This is a genomic window from Brevibacterium sp. UMB1308A (assembly GCF_030230605.1).
Taxonomy (GTDB): Bacteria; Actinomycetota; Actinomycetes; order Actinomycetales; family Brevibacteriaceae; genus Brevibacterium.
The window spans coordinates 1-16,094 of sequence record NZ_JASPDO010000019.1; the positions used below are offsets into that span (position 1 = coordinate 1).

12 protein-coding genes and 1 tRNA gene are annotated in these 16,094 nt (G+C 60.1%); 8 read left to right on the forward strand and 5 right to left on the reverse strand.

Annotated elements, in window-relative coordinates; translation table 11 throughout:
* Positions 1-241: 241 nt before the first annotated feature.
* Positions 242-329 (reverse strand) — tRNA-Ser (locus QP868_RS08695).
* A gap of 230 nt (positions 330-559) precedes the next feature.
* Here QP868_RS08695 and QP868_RS08700 point away from each other — a divergent pair.
* On the forward strand, positions 560-3,202 hold the full coding sequence (locus QP868_RS08700; RefSeq protein WP_284926178.1) for an alpha-amylase family glycosyl hydrolase: 2,643 nt from the start codon (positions 560-562) through the stop codon (positions 3,200-3,202).
* 50 nt (positions 3,203-3,252) lie between these two features.
* Here the strand turns inward: QP868_RS08700 and QP868_RS08705 are convergent, their stop codons facing one another.
* Positions 3,253-5,469, reverse strand: coding sequence for a maltokinase N-terminal cap-like domain-containing protein (locus QP868_RS08705; RefSeq protein ID WP_284926179.1), 2,217 nt, complete (start codon positions 5,467-5,469; stop codon positions 3,253-3,255).
* 69 nt (positions 5,470-5,538) lie between these two features.
* The gene (gene ilvA, locus QP868_RS08710) at positions 5,539-6,840 is read right to left on the reverse strand and encodes a threonine ammonia-lyase IlvA (RefSeq protein WP_284926180.1); all 1,302 of its coding nucleotides are present in this window, start codon (positions 6,838-6,840) and stop codon (positions 5,539-5,541) included.
* A gap of 55 nt (positions 6,841-6,895) precedes the next feature.
* On the opposite strand from ilvA, the gene QP868_RS08715 reads away from it, so the two are divergent.
* Genes QP868_RS08715 through QP868_RS08725 form a run of 3 tightly spaced genes read left to right on the forward strand, consistent with a single transcriptional unit; the run spans position 6,896 to position 9,180 of the window.
* A complete protein-coding gene (locus QP868_RS08715; protein WP_284926181.1) occupies positions 6,896-7,912 on the forward strand; it encodes an NAD(P)H-quinone oxidoreductase in 1,017 nt (338 codons plus the stop codon).
* Entirely contained in the window at positions 7,909-8,595 is a 687-nt protein-coding gene (locus QP868_RS08720) for a proteasome activator (RefSeq protein WP_284926182.1), read from the forward strand. The genes QP868_RS08715 and QP868_RS08720 overlap by 4 nt, the downstream gene beginning before the upstream one ends.
* Before the next feature lie 3 nt (positions 8,596-8,598).
* On the forward strand, positions 8,599-9,180 hold the full coding sequence (locus tag QP868_RS08725; RefSeq protein ID WP_284926183.1) for a hypothetical protein: 582 nt from the start codon (positions 8,599-8,601) through the stop codon (positions 9,178-9,180).
* Here the strand turns inward: QP868_RS08725 and QP868_RS08730 are convergent.
* Together QP868_RS08730 and serS are read right to left on the reverse strand one after the other, a co-directional pair.
* Positions 9,135-9,968, reverse strand: coding sequence for an HAD family hydrolase (locus QP868_RS08730; protein WP_284926184.1), 834 nt, complete (start codon positions 9,966-9,968; stop codon positions 9,135-9,137). The genes QP868_RS08725 and QP868_RS08730 overlap by 46 nt on opposite strands.
* 24 nt (positions 9,969-9,992) lie before the next feature.
* Entirely contained in the window at positions 9,993-11,279 is a 1,287-nt protein-coding gene (gene serS / locus QP868_RS08735; RefSeq protein WP_284926185.1) for a serine--tRNA ligase, read from the reverse strand.
* A 91-nt stretch (positions 11,280-11,370) separates the two neighbouring features.
* On the opposite strand from serS, the gene QP868_RS08740 reads away from it, so the two are divergent.
* The 4 genes from QP868_RS08740 to QP868_RS08755 all read left to right on the forward strand — a co-directional run bounded on the left by QP868_RS08740 (position 11,371) and on the right by QP868_RS08755 (position 15,955).
* Positions 11,371-12,495, forward strand: a complete 1,125-nt coding sequence (locus QP868_RS08740) for a diacylglycerol/lipid kinase family protein (protein ID WP_284926186.1) — start codon at positions 11,371-11,373, stop codon at positions 12,493-12,495.
* A gap of 128 nt (positions 12,496-12,623) precedes the next feature.
* Positions 12,624-13,085, forward strand: coding sequence for a MarR family winged helix-turn-helix transcriptional regulator (locus tag QP868_RS08745; protein WP_284926187.1), 462 nt, complete (start codon positions 12,624-12,626; stop codon positions 13,083-13,085).
* Between the two features lie 36 nt (positions 13,086-13,121).
* Positions 13,122-14,438 (forward strand): MFS transporter, encoded by a 1,317-nt coding sequence (locus tag QP868_RS08750; RefSeq protein WP_284926188.1) that lies wholly within the window; start codon positions 13,122-13,124, stop codon positions 14,436-14,438.
* Positions 14,439-14,566: 128 nt separating this feature from the next.
* Positions 14,567-15,955 carry a hypothetical protein gene (locus QP868_RS08755; protein ID WP_284926189.1) on the forward strand — a complete coding sequence of 463 codons (1,389 nt, stop codon included), beginning with the start codon at positions 14,567-14,569 and terminating at the stop codon, positions 15,953-15,955.
* Positions 15,956-16,094 lie beyond the last annotated feature (139 nt).

The following is a 16,094-nucleotide window of genomic DNA, read 5'->3' on the forward strand; positions in this document are numbered from 1 at the left end:
AATACGACACCGGCTTCACCTACGAAGACGGCATCAAACTCCGACAAGGATGGGCAGGAAGACACCCCTGACACGCCCAACCCATACACACATTTTGAGCATTAACCCCATTATGATGCGTAGTTTCGCTCGCTTTGCGCCGTTTGGGCTTGGCTATGAGCCAAAAGGAGCGATGACCCGACACATCACCACACAAAAATCTCGGGACATCGAGTGAACGATGTCCCGAGACTTCACAACGCGGTGAGTGTGGGATTTGAACCCACGGTAGGGGGTTGCCCTACAACGGTTTTCAAGACCGTCACATTCGGCCGCTCTGTCAACTCACCTCAGCGCCACAGGTACGCGACGCAAGAAACGATTATTCCACACTTCGCACGAGGGCTACAATCTCGCCCGCAAGACACCCGTCAAATCACCCCAGCTCATCACCCGTCCAGCACCCAGCAACGGACAGGCGCAACATGCCTCCTGAGTGATGTATCAAAAACAGCTTTGGACGTATCACCACCAGGGTTTTCCGGGTATCGTCGTAGTGTCAGTCGATGAAAGGGACACGATGAGCGGACAGCCCCAAAAAACAGGCCATGACCGCTGGCGACCGTCATCGATTTACCGCGTACCAGTAGACCGCAACGTCACACTTTTCGATGTCACCAAGGTGATACCCCACATCGCTGAACTGGGGTTCACCGCTATTCGTATCAGCCCTATCACGGCAGCTAGCACCGCCAACCAAACCGGGGCCGCTGCCGACCCAAACACCGTCGACCCACACCTCGGCGGTCTTGAAGGGCTGGAAGCCCTTTCCACAGCGGCACACAACGCACACCTGGGCGTCATTGTTGACTTTGTGCCTGGCGCGCTCCACATCGCACACCCCAGCCTGAACCCCTACTGGTGGGACGTGCTGATCCACGGCCGAGACTCCCAATACGCCAACTGGTTCGACATCCAGTGGACGCATAACAAGGTCACGGTGGTGGTCGACCAGCCTGCGGGCACAGCAACCCTGACCACTCACCCTGCAACAAACGAACCAGCACTGAAGATCGGCTCCTCGATCTACCCGGTCAACCCAGAAACCCTGCACGCCAAGAACCCACAGGACCCCCAGCAACTCCTAGCCACCCAGAATTACACGTGCGTTGAAAGAACAAACCCTACGCACCCGCTCAATTATCGGCGTGTCAACGCTGATTCAAACGTGGCCACGATCCGCGTGAATGACCCGCACGTTTTTACAGAAACTCACCGCGAACTCTCCCGCTGGTTCCACACCGGCCTGATCGATGGGGTGAGTGTGCGCCACATCGACTCGATCGCGAACCCGCAGGGATACCTCGAACAGCTCCACGACCTGGCCGGTGGCTACATCATCACGGAAAAGCGGTTCGCCCTCAACTCTGAAGGCCAGCGTGAGGTGACGCCGTCGTCGTGGCCAGGATCCGCGTCCGCGACCTATCCGCTCATCACGGCAATAGACGGCGCGCTCACCCACCCAATCGGGTTCTACGAGCTCGAGTCGTTCCGGCAACATCTGGCAGCCGGACTGGACCCTCACAACCGTAGCGAAATCTCCCCCATCGCTAAGCAACTTAGGTTCAACCCCACCTCCGTGACCGGGTTGCTCACTCTGGAGGAAGTCCAGGGCAAAAAAGAAGTCACGAGCACGCTTATGCGTAGCGAAATGGTGGACCTGGCTGTCACTGCTAAGAACGCGTGGGATGGCCTGGATGAGTCCACGCGGGCTCGCATCCGTACTGACCCCACCACCCAGGTGGACGTCGATACGCTTGCGCAAATTTTGGGGATTCTGGTGGCTTCCGTGTCCGTGGCCCGCCCTGAACTCGGCTTAGATAAAGAGGCCGAGGTCGTTCGAGAAGGATTCTTATCAGCACTTTCAGAGTCAGAGCCGGACGACTTTCTTGGCCGCAACAGCACGGGTGAAGTCCCGGTCATGACCGCGGGTTCTATGGTGGTTCCGCGAGCGCTAGCGAAAGTGCGTTCAACAGTGGCCTCAGGAACAGCTTCTGACCGGTTGCTGGCCTATGTGGGTCTTCTCCTCACCACTCCAGACTGCCCCGTGAGCACCAGGTTTTCTCAGACCACAAGCGACGTGTTCAACCTGGGTGTGACGGCTCGCGCGCACTATCGTTACTGCACGCTCGCCGCGCTCAACGAAGTCGGTGGACTCCCGTCCCAACCTGGTCACCCTGACCGCATCGTCGACGAGTTTCACCTCCAAACTTCGACGACCTCGGCGCCGGTCATCAACGGGCTCACCAGCCCGGTAACCAAGTATTCGCGCACGGAACGTTGCCGGATCCTCGCGTTGTCTGAGATCCCCCAGAAGTTCATGGAGTTCGTGGCGGACATGCGGGACCTGGCACCCTTGGATTACACGAACACACAGGCACCCACCCCGGACACCAGCTTCGACATTCTGTTGTGGCAGTCGATTGTGGGCGCGTGGAATCCGCAGGTGAACGTTGAGGAGTTGGTGAATCGGGCGGTTCGGGCCGCCAGACGCCGCTACGAATCGGACGTCAGGTTTGTTGAGTCGGTGCGCAACGCCGTTCACAAGGCGCTCACCGCGCCCGAGGTCTCAGCGACCGTCGACCATATGGTTGCCACCGTGCGTCATGCGGGCCATCGCAACAGCCAGGCGGCACGTGCGTTGCAGCTGTTCTCCCCCGGGATTCCTGAAGTTTTTGACCCGCTGTTCGTCAACCCTCACGAACGGTTGGTCAGCAAAAATCCCAGTGACCAGTTGCTTCAAAAAGGCTTGGCGGTTCGCGCGCGCCACCCGCACATTTTCGCCCAACCATCCTCGCTCATACCCCCCAGCAGAGTTGCGGTCACAGGCGAGCGCGCTGAACACGCATTTGGGCTGGCGCACTTTGGCGACGGACTGTTCCCCGATGTTGTGGTCGTGGTCGAACGCTTGCCCATCACTTTGCGCGCCACCGGCGGGTGGGGTGACACGCGGTTCCACATTCCCACCTCGGTCGCAGACGATCAGGACCCCGCAGAGTCTGCTCCCACGTTGCAGACCATGGCCTTGCCTGTCATCCGTGAGGACGTTGAGCCCACGTGGCGTGACGCGCTGTCAGGGCGCACGTGGACTGGCGTGGATTTCTCCGTCGCCGAGGTGTTTGGCACTAACCCTGTTGCCCTCCTGGAGCGGGTGCGGAGTTAGAGTTCGCGGGCTGGCGCGGGGCTACCGACGCGCCCGGTTTAGCGTCTGGCTTAGCGCAGGGTGCGGGCGGATTTGGGCGCGAAGGGTGGCTCGATTTCTCCGTCGGTGTCGTCCGCTGGGTCGTCAATGTCGTCCACTGGGTCGTCGGTTGGGTCGTCGACCTCTTCCTCGGCTGGTTCTACCGTTGCAGGAACCGCCGTGCTGTCCGCCACCTCGTCCGAAGCCCTGTCCCCCGCGTTGTCTGGCACCTCGTCCGCGACCTCGCCGGAGGCTCTGTCTGGCACCTCGTCCGCGACCTCACCCACCGGCTCATCCGCGGTCGCTTCTGCGACCTCGGCGTCCTGCGCTTCCGCCTCTACGTTGCGGGAGGCAGGAGCGACGATCCCGTGCCCGGCCTTCTTCGCTACCTGCGAAGCTTCGACAAGCCTGTCATTCTCCTGCCGCGCCTTGGCAGCCGCCGCCCGGGCGTGCGCGACCTTTTCTTCTTGTGCTTTGCGGTGTTCGGCCAGGCGTTCTTCGATTCCGGCGCGGGTGGCCTCGGTGGAGGTGCGCGGGTTGAGACGAGCCGGCTCTGCGGCCACTTCAGTGTCAGTGGTCAAAAGTCGCCTGAGCTCCGACAGTGGCACGATCAGCCACGTGGGCCGGTTCCGCAGCTCGCTCACGACTTCTACCAGAAGACGGTCGATGAGCATGGCCCGCAGAACGGGGTCCTTGAAGCTGAAGTCGGCGCCGCCAACATGCGAGTAGCCGGCCAAAAGTGCTTTCTGTGACTCGTGAGACCAGCGGGTTTCCGGAGCCCCGTCTACGCGGGCAATCAGATCGTCGTCGACCAGGCCGGTTGCGCCAAGGGTGCTCGGAGTGGCCTTGGGGTCGAGAGCTCCCGTCCGAGCCAGGAACGCGTACCCAGCTGCGTAATCCAGGCTACGCAGGAGCGCCACCAGGTCAAACGTTGGCGGACGCAGCTCCGATGTTTCAGAGAAGTTCGTCACCGTGTACCCGTGAACGGGTGCTTTCGCCACGTGATTGAGGGTGAGTTCGCCGTGAATGCGTTGCAGGTTGCCCACTGATCGCATGTCCGCAAGTGCTCGCTTGTGCGCCCGCAGCTGCTTCTCCAGTGGCTTGAGTGCAAGCGTGGCGCGGGCAAGCGCCCAGTCCACTCGGTCGGACCACTTCTTGACCCATTCCGCGGTAGGCGCGCCGGTGCCTTCGGCTTTGCCAAGCTCACGGCCCAGGTCTACGTGCAAACTGGCTACCCGGCCACCAAGGTCGTGCGCTTGGCGGGCGTACCCCGTGGCCTCCGCAGCGTTCCGGGCCGCCGCTACAGCCTCGCTCCACGCGCTCGTCGCGCTGGCTTCTGAGCGGGTCAGCATGGCCACAGGTGCGGTGTGCGTGTGCAGGTCGGTGCCGTCGAACCACCGCGACGCCATCCACCCCAGTACGGGTGCCACGGCCTGTGATTCGGCGAACGTGAGCATGATGGGTAGCCGCACAGATTCGGGCACATCGCTGATGTCGAGCGCCCTGAAGAACGTCAGCACACTGGGGAACGCGTGGTCGTCAATGAGAACCGCGGTTTCACCCTTGCGCGAATTGTCGAACTTCAGCTGTGTGGTGGTGGCGCGGTGCCACAGAACAGATATGTTCGTCAGGTCGTTAAAGTCCCGCCCGCCGCGGCCCACGCGCAGCGCGGTCAGCTGCGAGTGGTCGGAGTTCTCAAACTGGCTGTCAAAGGCCTCGCTGACACTCACCGGTTCGGCACCCACGCCGGCGTCTGAGCGCATCCCGGCGGCCGCCTCGGCCATGGGGTCCTTGCGTTCCCCGCCATCCTCAGAAGGCGTCCCGAGGTCGTCGAAAGCTGCCTCGCGCCCCAGCGCGAAGCTCGCGTCACCAGTGGCCATTGCGGTAGCGGCGAAAAGAACGAAAACGGGGTCGGCAACCGCGTCGTACACGTAGCAGGGCCCCAGCATGAAGTCGTCGATTTGCCCAATGAGGTGCGAGCGAAGAGGTTCTTCTTCGCGCGTGCGCAGAGTCAGCGGAACGCTAATACGACGGGTGTTCTCACCGTCGCCGATACCTACAACGGCGATCCAGCCCTGGATGGTCAGAGTTTCATCGCCGGGCAGGGGGAAGTCCAGCTCAAAGACTTGAGTGTCGGACATGGGGACGACGTCCGGGGTGCCGGCCAGCTCAAAAGACGTGACTGGAAACCAGGACTGACGAGGCAACCATTGCGCAAGCAGACCTTCGAGTTCACTGCTCATCGCCATGAGCGAACCCTCTTCCTTGATAACGAACGATGACGGTCACGTCACCACTTTATCTGGCCTGGTATTCGATTAGACGAACATCCTGAACAGCGGCGAGTCCTTGGAAACGCGTTCGATTTCCAGTGGGGAGGCGTCCATGCGTTCCAGCAGACCGGGGAGGTCTTGCGCGCACCCCAGTGTGATGCCCACGAATGCGGGCCCGATTTCGCGGTCGGAGCGCTTCACGTACTCAAACATGGAGATGTCGTCGTCGGGACCCAGCACGTTGTCGAGGAAGCGTCGCAGTGCCCCGGGTTCTTGCGGGAAGTTCACAATGAAGTAGTGCTGTAGGCCCTCCCATACAAGGGCACGTTCGAGCACTTCTGAGTAGCGCGACAGGTCGTTGTTACCGCCGCTGATGACACAGACGACAGTTGACCCGGCTTCGATGGTCACGGGAGCGTTGGAGTCGCTAGGCCCCACGGAGGCGGGTGCGATCGCCCCGGCGGGTTCGGCGATGATCCCGTCAACCTGGTACAGGTCCACCATTTCCTTTGCCACGCGCCCTTCGTCCACAGTGGTGATGGGCAGGCCGAGGTCGCGGACCATTGCGTATGTCAGGTCACCGGCCTGGCGCACGGCGGCCCCGTCGGCAAACGAGTCGACGGTGTCCAGTTGTACGGGTGTTCCTGCTGCGAGCGCTGCAGTCATGCACGCGGCCCCTGCTGGTTCGACGCCAACCACGCGGGTGTTTGGTGTGCGGTGGTGGCAGTATTCGGCCATTCCGGCTAGCAGGCCACCCCCGCCCACAGGCACCACTATGGTGTCCGGATAGAAGCCCAGTTGGTCGGTGATTTCGGCAGAGATGGTGCCTTGGCCGGCGATTGTGCGCGGGTCGTCGAATGCGGATACGAGCAGCGCCCCCGAGGTGGCGGCGTGTTTTTTGGCAAGTTCCGAGGCGTCGTCGTACGTGGACCCGGCAACCGTGATGGTGATCCGGTCGCCTCCGAAGTGGCGGATCCGGTCAATCTTTTGCCGTGGTGTGGTTTTGGGGACGAAGATGCGCCCTTCGACGCCCAGCGTGTTGCAGGCACGGGCGAACCCTTGCGCGTGGTTGCCGGCAGACGCACAGACTACGCCGTGTTCCCGCTCTTTCGCGTCGAGTTGCAGGAGGAAGTTGAAAGCGCCTCGGATCTTGTAGGAACGCACCGGCTGCAGGTCTTCGCGTTTGAGGTACACGGTGGCGCCGGTGAGTTCGGAGAGGCGTTCGGAAATGTGCAAAGGCGAGGTGATGACGCAGTCGGCAATTCGTTTGGCTGCGTCTTCGATGTCAGACACGGTTGGTGGTGTTGTTGTCTTCTGTCCCTCTATTAACACTCCTCCATTGTGCATGAAAAAGGCGCGTTAGCCGGTATCGTCCGTCAGTCGTACAGGTAGGGTGGTTCGTATGCGCTCGATTACAGCTCCTCAGCCGGGCGGTCCAGACGCCCTGAAAGTTTCCGACTCCCCCGTTCCTTCCGCTCAGCCTGGTGAGGTTGTTGTGAAGGTGGAGGCCGCTGGTGTGAACCGCGCCGATGTCCTCCAGCGCATGGGCTTTTACACTCCCCCGCCGGGTGCTACGGACATTCTGGGGCTCGAAGCTGCCGGGACCGTACACCAGGTTGGTGACGGGGTTGAGGAATGGCAGGTGGGTGACCGGGTTGCCGTGTTGCTCACAGGAGGCGGGTACGCGGAGTACGTGCCGGTCCCAGCCGGGCAGGTTTTGCCTGTGCCTGAAGGGATGAGTTTTGTAGAGGCTGCGGCCTTGCCCGAGGTGGTTGCCACCGTGTACTCCAACGTCGTCATGGCGGCGGGGTTGAGTGAGGGCGAGTGGCTTTTGGTTCACGGAGGCGCGTCCGGGATTGGCACCATGGCCATCCAGCTTGCCAAGCACGTGGGGGCACGCGTTGCGGTGACGGTCGGTAGTGACGACCGTGCGCGCAAGTGCGCTGATCTGGGCGCGGATGCTGTGATCAACTACCGTGAAGAAGACTTTGTTGAGCGGATCCGTGAGATCACGGGTAGCGGTGAAGGTGCGGACGGTTCTGCGGGTGCGCGGGTCCCGGGGGCGGATGTCATTTTGGACATCATTGGTGCGAAGTACCTGGAACGGAACATTCAGGCGCTTTCGGCTGATGGGCGTTTGATCATCATTGGGATGCAGGGTGGCACCAAGGCGCAGATTAATCTGGGTGATCTGCTCCCCTTGCGACGTTCGGTCATGGGGACCACGCTTCGCGCGCGTCCCGATGAACAAAAAGCGCATATTGTTGCTGAAGTGCGCAGACACGTATGGCCGGCCGTGACCAGTGGGAAAATCCGCCCCATTCTGGACCGGGTGTTTGCGCTAGATGACTGCGTGCAGGCGCACGAACACATGGACCAGCCGCACTTTGGCAAGATCGTTTTGGAGGTAAACCCGTGAGCGAGAACCCTGAACAGCAGGACTACCCGGACACCGAACTACCGGGTATCCCCGAAGACGATGAAAACACAATCCTTCCCGACCTCACGACAGCCCAGGCGGGAGAACAGCCGGGAACACCTCGGGACGAAGAAGGTGCAGCGGCAGCCGAGCCTGCCGAAGCCGGGGACGCAGAAAGCGCTGCGGCCAGCGAAACCGTTGACAACGAGGCCAGCGACACGAAAGTCAGCGACGAAGGAGACGCTGACAGCGCTGACAACAAGGACGCTGACGGCAAAAAAGACGAGCCGGATATTACGAACCCGGGCAAGCTGGTGCGTTTGGGGCACATGCACGCGAAGATCTTGGAGGAGCTCAAGTCGGCGGAAACCGACCCGGCAGGGCGCAAGCGTTTGGCACAGATCCACGAGAACACGATCGAGGCGATGAAGGAAGCGCTGGGCCAGGATCTTGAGGATGAGTTCTTGAGTTTCACGCCTAAGTTGTCGTCCTATTCAACGCCAAGCCACAGTGAACTGCTGTTAGCTCAGGCGGGCCTCGTGGGGTGGATTGAGGGTCTGCTCCAGTCGATCCAGACCGCGATCATGGCACGTCAGGCGATGCACGAAGAATCTCCCGCGCACCCTGAACACCCCGTGAAGCAAACCCCCGAAGGCGCGTACGGGCCGGGCAACTACCTGTAAACCGTGGGGCTAGCTAAGTTCTTCCAAGGGTTGCGGAAGAAGGAGCCTCAGCCGGACGACCTGTACGGAACGGGCGTCTGGCGGCAACACCGTGACCGGTTTAATCGTGCGGTGGACAGGTTCTTCGTGACCGCGAGCCGGTTGCATGAGGAAGCGCAGGCGGGCACCACTCAGGACGCACACGTCCAGGCGGCTGAACAGATTGCCGCGCTCACGCACACGCTCAACCAGGTGGCGCAGCGGGTGGATGACTGTGCGCGCACGCTCCACACGCACGTGCCCGTCAATGAGCAAACGATTCCGGCGCAGGTGCGCACACAGGTGGGCACGCTTCCGGAGCTTATGTCTCGCGCGGCCACCAAGGTCGCCGAGGCGGCCCAGGCTGCGGCGATGGTCCGCGCCCAGGTGCGGACGACCTCGGGCGGGGTCACTGAAAACAGCGAGACAGACGAAGCCAGCCAGGCAGGCCCGGCCGAGGTGGCTGGTGTCAGCGCGGCACGAAGGTACGTGGACGACGCGGCCAGATTAGTGGACGAATGTCACCGCATTGCGGAGCGGATCGCGTCTTCCGACAAGTCGAAATAGTCCTGGAGCGCGGTGGCCAGGCCGTCTTCTTGAACGGTGCCGGTGATGACCGTTCCCAGGTCTTTGAGCTTCTGGCCGGCCTGTCCCATGACGATGCCGTGGGTGACCCACTCCATCATTTCGTGGTCGTTGGTGCCGTCGCCGGCCCCCACGGTGTGTTGCTGATCGACGCCGAGGTCGTTGGCGACTCGGGCCAATCCGCTGGCTTTGGAAACGCCTTCTGGCGCGATGTCCAACCAGTTGCTCCAGCCCACCGAGTAGGTGACTCCGTGCAGACCGATTTTTTCGACGGCATCTGCGAACTCTTCGCGGGACCCGTGTAGTTCACGCAACACGATGCGGGTGGCGCGCAGGGTTTTGAGTTCTGCGAACCGCACGATGTTGAGGTCGGCGCCGGCGGCCAGGTCGCCCACGGGGAAATCCGCTGAAGCCCAGCGTTCCAGGTTCTCGTCTTCCACGAGGCACAACGAGGTGGGCAGGGCGTGGTTCATGCGTGTCAGGGCCGGTCCCGGGTTGAACGTTTCCACGTGCACCAGTTCATACCCCGTTGCAGTGTTGGGGTTGAGAGCGGCGATGACGGCGCCGTTGGACACCACCACGAACCCCTCTGTGAGGCCCAGGCGGTTAGCCACGTCGAGCGCACCCGAAAGGGAACGCCCTGTGGCGATCACAATGTGGTGGCCCTGTTCCCGGCACGCACGGATCGTCCCGCGCACACGGTCCGAAAGTTTGTCGTCATAGTCGACAATCGTGCCGTCGATATCGAGTGCGATCAGGTGCGGGGTCACTGAGCCTCCTGGGATGTGGGGGAACTAGAAAACTTCGCCGTCGGGGCCGTATGCCTTCATGCCACCCAGGTATGGCTGCAGGGCGGCCGGGATTGCGACAGAGCCGTCGGCCTGCTGGTGGTTTTCCAGGATGGGTACCAGCCAGCGCGTGTTGGCCATGGTCCCGTTGAGCGTTGCCACAGGAACGGTCTGTCCGTCCGAGGTGCGCTCCCGGACCTTGAGGCGGCGGGCCTGGAAAGAGGTGCAGTTCGAGGTCGATGTCAGTTCACGGTACGTGTTCTGGGTGGGGACCCAGGCTTCGCAGTCGTACTTGCGGGCAGCGGAATCACCCAGGTCACCGGCAGCAATGTCGATGACTCGGTAGGGCAGTTCGCACGCCTGCAGCATCTGTTCCTGGAGTGACAGCATGCGGAGGTGTTCGTCTTCTGCGTCGTCTTGGTGGACGTAGGAGAACATTTCGACTTTTTGGAACTGGTGGACACGAATAATCCCACGCGTGTCCTTGCCGTAAGAGCCGGCTTCGCGGCGGTAGCAAGACGAAATGCCACCGAACCGGATGGGCCCGTCTGACAGGTCGATGATTTCGTCCATGAAGTACCCGGCGAGTGGAACCTCGGAGGTTCCGACCAGGAACAGGTCGTCTGCTTCCAAGCGATACACTTCGTCAGCGTGCTCGCCCAGGAATCCGGTGCCACCCATGACTTCTGGTTTCACCAGGGTGGGCACAACCATAGGGGTGAAACCTGCGCTGATGGCGGTGTCCATGGCGAGGTTGAGGAGCGCCATCTCCAAACGTGCGCCAAAACCGGTGAGGAAGTGGAAGCGTGAACCGGAAACTTTGGCACCGCGAGTGGTGTCGATGGCTTTGAGGCGTTCCCCGATTTCCAAGTGATCAACTGGTTCGAAACCGTCAGCGGAGAAGTCGCGGACAGTGCCCTCCCGGCGCAGCTCCACCGAATCTTCTTCGCCACCGGACGGCACACCGTCGATGATGAGGTTGGGAAGCTTCATGAGGATGCGTTCGAAGTTCTGCTGAGCCTCGTCATTGTCAGCCTGCAAAGCCTTTACACGGTCAGACATCTCTTTGGCTTCAGCGACGAGCTTTGCCTTTGCGTCCTTGTCTTTTTCAGACGCAACTTTCTTGCCGAACGCTTTTTGCTGAGCGCGGATCTCTTCAAACTCCGCAATAGCGGATCGGCGGGCTGAGTCAGCCGCCAAAATCTGGTCGACGAGTTCGACACTGGCCCCACGCGCACGCTGTGAAGCCTTGAAAATTTCCGGGTTCTCTCTGAGCTGCACTAGATCGATCACGTCTTTAGCCTACCTGTTCAGCAGATTCGTCTGGTGCCCACATCACAAAAACTGGTGTAAGTACTCAGACAAGTCTGGTGTACTTAGGTTTATGAACCTCACCGGATGGATCGTTCTGGCTGTCGCTGTTGTCGTAGCGCTCGTCGTGGGCTACCTCGTAGGTGCCGCGCGAACCAGAAGCACCCTCAACCAACTCCAGGAGCCGGAGCAGGCTGCGCTGGAAACGACCTCGGCGGCGGGATCCTCCGAAACAACAGCCCAGTCGCAACGCCGGGCAGCTATCATTTACAACCCTACAAAGAGCGAGATGGACACGCTGAAGTCCGTGGCTGCGACCGTGTTCCGCAACGAAGGGTGGGACGAACCGCTTTTCATTGAGACAACAAAGGATGACCCCGGAACGTCCATGGCGCATGAGGCGCGTGAAAAGGGCGCCGAGGTGGTAATCGCGGCTGGTGGTGACGGCACCGTGCGTGCGATCGCGCAGGCGTTGGCTGGCACTGAGGTTCCCATGGGCATCATTCCGATGGGAACGGGAAATCTGTTGGCGAGGAATCTGGCAGTTCCGCTCAACCGGTTTGAATGGGCGATTCGGATTGCGCTGTGGGGGCAGGATCGGGTGATTGATGCAGCACACTTGCGCACGTCCCCCGATGGCGATGACACGGTGTTTACGGTGATGGCGGGGATCGGGTACGACGCGACCGTGATGTCGAATACGAGCGAAAACGCTAAGGCCAGGATTGGGTGGCTGGCGTATGTCAGGCAGGGGTGGCGGCAGCTACTGGGGAAGCCCACGGAGGTGCGTATCCAGTTTGACGACGGAGAAGAAGAGACACGGAAGATTCGGTCGATTCTTGGCGGGAACTGCGGAAAAGTGCAGGGCGGGATTGAGCTGATTCCCGGTGCTGTGATCGATGACGGGTACCTGGATGTGCTGACGGTGACGCCCCGCAATGTTGCGGAGTGGGCCAGCGTGGTCACGTCGATTGCTGGGCGCTCACGCAAGGGTGTGCACGCGGATGTGACAAAGTGCCGTTCGGTGACGGTGCGTGCGGAGAAGAAACTGGATGTGCAGGTCGACGGGGATGTTTTGGGTGAGACTGACTTCCTTGAGCTGTCGGTCCAGCCGAACGCGCTAAAAGTTCGTACGCCCAGCCCTGAGCAGGAGCGACGTATAAGGTTGGATGCGCTTTCGTTGGGAATTGGTAGGTAGCTTTCTGGCTTTGAGTCGATTGTGTTGGGCGGAGATTTTTCGAATGCCCAGCGCTTCACGTTTCTAACGTTAATTATCTGCGTCGGCCGAGATTGAGAATTTACATAGCCTCCCTATATAGTGTCGCTATGCATTCTGACGGACCGCCTTTTAAACACGACGGGAAAACACTGGACAGCCTCGCTTATGAGCTCGTGGCGAACAGTTCAAGTTTTAGACGTGCATACGCACGCGGCCTAGATGGGCGGCGTTCGCTCATTGCAATTCGGGTCCTTGCCAACCTTCAATCCGGAGGGCCGCTTCGCATAGGCGAACTCGCCACGCGTGAAGCGGTCACCCAGCCCACAATGACCGGGATTGTCAACCGCCTCGTAGCCGATAACCTCGTGGAACGTCGTGCCGACTCCCACGATGCTCGCGCAAGCGCGGTCACGCTGACAGATACCGGTCGGCAGGAACTCGAGCGGGCCCGCACCGCAGCAGCTCAATCCGTACGCCCTGCGCTCGAGACCCTCAGCCCCGACGACCTCGAAATCCTTCAACGCGCAACGAACCTCCTCGGCAGACTCGGCGACACCCTCACCAAATAACGCAATCCGCCCACTTCGATTGGAGACCATATCCGCATGTCCCCCACACCCCCTCGCTCCAAGAAGCCAAACAGCACTGAACTCAGCGACACTGAAGCTCAGAAAAAAGGAAACCGGCCCTCAATCTTCCATCAGCCGAGCGCGGTGTGGGCAATTTCTTTCGCCTGCATGGTGTCGTTCATGGGGATTGGTCTCGTTGACCCGATTCTTCCCGCGATCAGCCGCGAACTGAATTCGACTCCTTCCCAAACGATGCTCCTGTTTACGAGCTACCTTCTGGTCACTTCCGCTGCAATGTTCTTCGCTGGTTTCATTTCAAGCCGGCTCGGCGTAAAACGCACGCTCACCGTAGGGTTGGCTCTCATCGTGCTTTTCGCGACACTCGCTGGTACCGCAGGGAGCGTTGACGCGATTATCGGTTTCCGAGCCGGTTGGGGGCTAGGCAACGCACTCTTTATTTCGACGGCGCTCGCGGCAATCGTTGGCGCAGCTTCAGGAGGATCAGGCCAGGCCATTATTCTCTATGAGGCAGCGCTCGGAGTTGGCTTAGCAGTCGGCCCACTTGTCGGAGGAGCCCTTGGTTCGATCTCATGGAGAATGCCGTTCTTTGGCACAGCGGCGCTTATGACGATTGGGCTTGCTGCGGTTATCGCCCTTTTACCAAAACCCGCCAACACCGCCACAAAAACTTCTCTTTGGGCAGGCTTTAAAGCGCTTCGTCGCCCACAGCTGCTCCTCTTGAGCACCGTAGCCTTGTGTTACAACTTCGGATTCTTCACACTCCTCGCCTATTCGCCGTACCCTCTCGAAGCAGCCGCGAAGAGTGTCGGAGTTTCGTTTGGTGCACACGAGCTGGGGCTTGTGTTCTTTGGGTGGGGTCTTGCACTTGCTTTCACCTCGGTGCTTGCGGCGCCGCGCTTGACCCGCAGGTTCGGGCTCCTCCCGGTACTTTCGATCAACTTTGCCATGTTTGCCGCGTGCCTCATCACTATGGCAATTGGAGCCCACAGCTTGCCGACACTTGTTGGTACAGTCGTCGCGGCCGGATTGTTTCTCGGCGTTCTCAACACTGCACTCACTGAGGCGGTCATGGAGGCCACTGACCTTCCACGCAGTATCACAAGCTCAACGTACTCCGGCGTACGGTTCTTAGGTGGAGCAGTCGCGCCTCTCGTTACTGGCCCACTCGCAGAAATAGCAGGTGCGGGAGCACCCTACTGCCTAGCAACAGCCGCTGTGCTTGGGTCAATGGTTATTCTCGTCAGCGGACGCGGACTTCTTGCAGACATCGACCGCCCGCACGTCACCTCGCGAGAAGAGGCTTCGGCTATTACGGCGGGCGACGAGGTTTAGCACGCGAACAGGCTCAACTGTGACCAAAATGATCACAAGTTGCGCGGATCTCACGGCGGGTTGATTCTAAGTGTGAGAAGTCACTTTTGACCCCTCGATTCCGTTGCTTATTAAACCTAAGGATTCGCATGAAGAAGCTCGTTCTTGCGCCGGCCGTTGCTTTGGTTGCTGGTGCTATCGCATTTTCCGGCACTCCTGCATTCGCCGCCCCCACCACCGAATGCTCCAACAACACCCTGAACGCCAAGGAAGGCGCTCAGTGCGTCATCACGCTTGACGCTGACGCGGTTAAGAAGGCCGGCAAGGTTTCGATCACTGTTTCGAACCTGCCTGAGGGCGCCAAGATCAAGTCGGTGGACGCTCCTAACAGCTCTGACCCAAGCCTCAAGCTGGCTACGACTGTTGACGAGCTTGCTAAAACACCTACGTTCAAGGTGTACGGGGTAGACGGCATTACTGGCGACGGAGAAACGAAAAACCCCAATGGCGACTACACGGTTACCGTCACCCTTGAAAACGGCACCACTGTCGACGCCGGTGTTGTTCGTTACGTCGACAAGAGCAAAGAAGCTTCAGCCCCTGCTTACATGGAGCCGAAGAATGGTGGCCTCCAGTACGCTAAGTCTTTCCGCTCTACAGGCTCGGTGATCACGTACACGAACCTCGAAGCGAACAAGGACTTCACTTGGGTCCTCGAACACAAGCAGTCCGGTAAGACCTCAACTGGAACATTCCGCTCGAACAAAGACTCGAAGGCTGGCGGCTCCTTCATTGTGAAGCTCGACGGTGCTGACAAGATGTCTGACGACGAACTCAAGGGTGACTACACAGTGGCCCTGAAGGACGAGTCGGGCAAGACTCTAGACCTGTCGACCAAGCTCTTTATCGTTCTCGAAGCTCCTCGGGTTGACCCAGAAAACCCTGGTGAAGGTGACCAGCCTGGTGAGGAGGCTGCTGAGTACGGTCTGAAGGTTTCGCCTAAGGAGCTTAAGCCTGCTGACTTTGTGAACAAGGACAAGGGTGTTCAGCTGACTGTTACTGGGCTGAAGCCAAACGAGAAGTTCAACTACTCCGTGTCCAAGCAGGACGGCGGAAAGGTCGAGAACCTTTTCAAGGAAGTACAGGCCAACAAGGACGGTGTCTGGTCACACACTGTCTACGGAATTAAAGGTAGCAACGGACTCGACGGGTTCCTGGGAACCTACAAGGTCACCATTAAGAGCGAAGAAGGCGTCCTGACCGACTCCTTCAAGGTCACCAACACCCCTGGCAAGAAAGACGAAGCTAAGCCAGGCGACAAGGGTGGCGACAAAGACAAGGGTGACGGTAAGAACAAGGGCGAAGCTAAGGGCGGAGACAACAACTCCGGTAAGAGCAACAACGCCAAGGGCAACGACGGCAAGTCCTCGAACACCTTGCCACGCACCGGTATGGAGCTTTCCGGCCTGATCGCCGGTGGAGCGCTCCTCACCGTAGGTGCAGCAACCGTTCTGGTAACCCGCCGCCGCACCAAGTAAGGCACAACACTCGTCGCTACGAGTAGCGGCAACATGTGGGGTCTGAGCAATTGCTCAGACCCCACATTTTTTGTGTGAACAAAACGTTCACAAGTTGTCCGAAGTCACACATAGTTCCATCATGGTGGGGTACGTGTAT

Bases quoted from the DNA above. Each gene is read 5' to 3' on its own strand.
- QP868_RS08700 (WP_284926178.1), top strand. From the start codon at position 560: ATGAGCGGACAGCCCCAAAAAACAGGCCATGACCGCTGGCGACCGTCA.
- QP868_RS08745 (WP_284926187.1), top strand. From the start codon at position 12,624: ATGCATTCTGACGGACCGCCTTTTAAACACGACGGGAAAACACTGGAC.
- QP868_RS08755 (WP_284926189.1), top strand. From the start codon at position 14,567: ATGAAGAAGCTCGTTCTTGCGCCGGCCGTTGCTTTGGTTGCTGGTGCT.
- QP868_RS08740 (WP_284926186.1), top strand. From the start codon at position 11,371: ATGAACCTCACCGGATGGATCGTTCTGGCTGTCGCTGTTGTCGTAGCG.
- QP868_RS08750 (WP_284926188.1), top strand. From the start codon at position 13,122: ATGTCCCCCACACCCCCTCGCTCCAAGAAGCCAAACAGCACTGAACTC.
- ilvA (WP_284926180.1), bottom strand. From the start codon at position 6,840: ATGCACAATGGAGGAGTGTTAATAGAGGGACAGAAGACAACAACACCA.
- QP868_RS08715 (WP_284926181.1), top strand. From the start codon at position 6,896: ATGCGCTCGATTACAGCTCCTCAGCCGGGCGGTCCAGACGCCCTGAAA.
- QP868_RS08705 (WP_284926179.1), bottom strand. From the start codon at position 5,469: ATGGCGATGAGCAGTGAACTCGAAGGTCTGCTTGCGCAATGGTTGCCT.